The following is a 1,769-nucleotide window of genomic DNA, read 5'->3' as shown; positions in this document are numbered from 1 at the left end:
CCGCTGATTTTTTATCATCAACGGGTGCAGTCTCGGCCGATTCATCTGTTTGCGATTTTTGCTCTTTATATTTACGCGCTTGTTCTTTACGTAGTGCGCGCTCTTTTGCTACTTCGCTGTTGTCTGGCTCTAGTTCTTCGCCTTCTTGCTTTTTAGCTTTAGCGCGTGCAATAGCGGCAGNAGCAACAGCTGATTTTTCATCGCCGTTATCTGATTTATTTTTAACACGGGCTAGTGCCTCAGCTACTTTTTGCTTTTCGTCAGCAGACTTAGCAGCAGGTTTGCGTTTATGGCGGTTTTGGCGTTCTTCTTGCTCACGCTCTAAACGTTCTTTTCGGGCATCAAAACGCTCTTTTGCTCTGTCGGCTTTAATTTTGTCAGCTTGTTGTTCTTTAATTTCAACTTTGGCTATACGGTAGTACTGTACAAGAGGGATTTCGCTTGGGCACACGTATGCACAAGCACCACATTCAATACAATCAAATAAATTGTGCTCTTGTAGTTTGTCGTACTCTTTTGATTTAGCAAACCACTGCAATTGTTGTGGCAATAAAGAAGCAGGGCAGGCATCGGCACAGGCGCTACAACGTATACAGGCTTTTTCAGGGCCGGGTTCCGCTAGCTCTTTATGATCAGGCGCTAAAATACAGTTAGTGGTTTTAACTATGCCAATACGTACTGTGGGTAGCGTAAAGCCCATCATTGGGCCGCCCATCACAACACTTTGCTGAGGTACAGGCGAGAAACCTTGGCAATCAAGTAAATGCTTTATTTCAGTACCAAGTAGTGCCCATACATTTCCAGGTTTATGAATAGTGTTACCTGTTACTGTAACTATACGCTCAATTAGCGGTTTGCCTTCATAAACGGCCTGCTGTACGGCAAACAAAGTACCCGTGTTGTGCACTAAAATACCAATATCGGCAGGAATACCAATGCTAGGAACTTCACGGTTAGTAAGTAATTTAATTAATTGCTTTTCACCGCCAGATGGATAAATAGTTGGCACCGTTTGAATAATAATTTTTGAGTTATGCTCAGCTGCTTGCTTCATTGCTGCAATAGCTTCAGGCTTGTTATCTTCTATACCCACAATGCACAGTGTTGGGTTTAAAAGTTGCTGCATTATTTCAATGCCTTGGATAACTTCTTTAGCGTGTTCGCGCATTAAAACGTCATCGGCAGTAATATAAGGTTCGCACTCAACAGCATTTACAATCAAAAATTCGATAGGTTGCTTGGTATCTGCTTTTACATAAGTAGGAAAACCAGCACCACCCATACCGCTAATACCGGCTTGGTGAATAATATTTATAAGCTCATCATGGCTAAGCTCAGCAGGATTTTTATTTTTATTTAGAGCTACCCATTCGTCTTTGCCGTCTGGTTCAATAATAACACTTAGTTCAGGCAGGGCCGATGGATGTGCTGATGGCATAGGTGCAATATCAGTAACCACACCAGAGCTTGGCGCATGCACAGGTACCGACCAGTTAGCAGCAGGCTCTGTTAGTGGTTGGCCTTTTAAGACGTGTTGGCCTTTTTCTACAAGTAACTTACCGTTTGCGCCTATGTGTTGCTTAAGCGCAACAATGAGTTTATCGGGCAAAGGTAGGCGAGTGATACTCGCACTATTAGAGAGTGATTTTTGTTGTGGTGGGTGTATGCCGCCAGGAAATGCCCACACGGTGCCTTTTTTTATTTGTTCAAGTAACTTGTCCACTCAAACCTCTAATCTATTTGTGTAACAGGAATAGCGTCTAGCTGCC

The 1,769-nt window shown here is 43.2% G+C and carries 1 protein-coding gene; it reads right to left on the bottom strand.

Annotated elements, in window-relative coordinates; translation table 11 throughout:
* A partial coding sequence (rsxC, locus tag L652_RS0112275) for an electron transport complex subunit RsxC (protein ID WP_024603477.1) occupies positions 1-1,723 on the bottom strand: 1,723 nt, incomplete at its 3' end.
* Positions 1,724-1,769: the final 46 nt, after the last annotated feature.

The organism is Pseudoalteromonas sp. TB25 (assembly GCF_000497995.1).
Lineage (GTDB): Bacteria > Pseudomonadota > Gammaproteobacteria > Enterobacterales > Alteromonadaceae > Pseudoalteromonas > Pseudoalteromonas distincta.
Note: the sequence above shows the minus strand (reverse complement) of the source record. Positions and strands in the feature narration are given on the sequence as shown.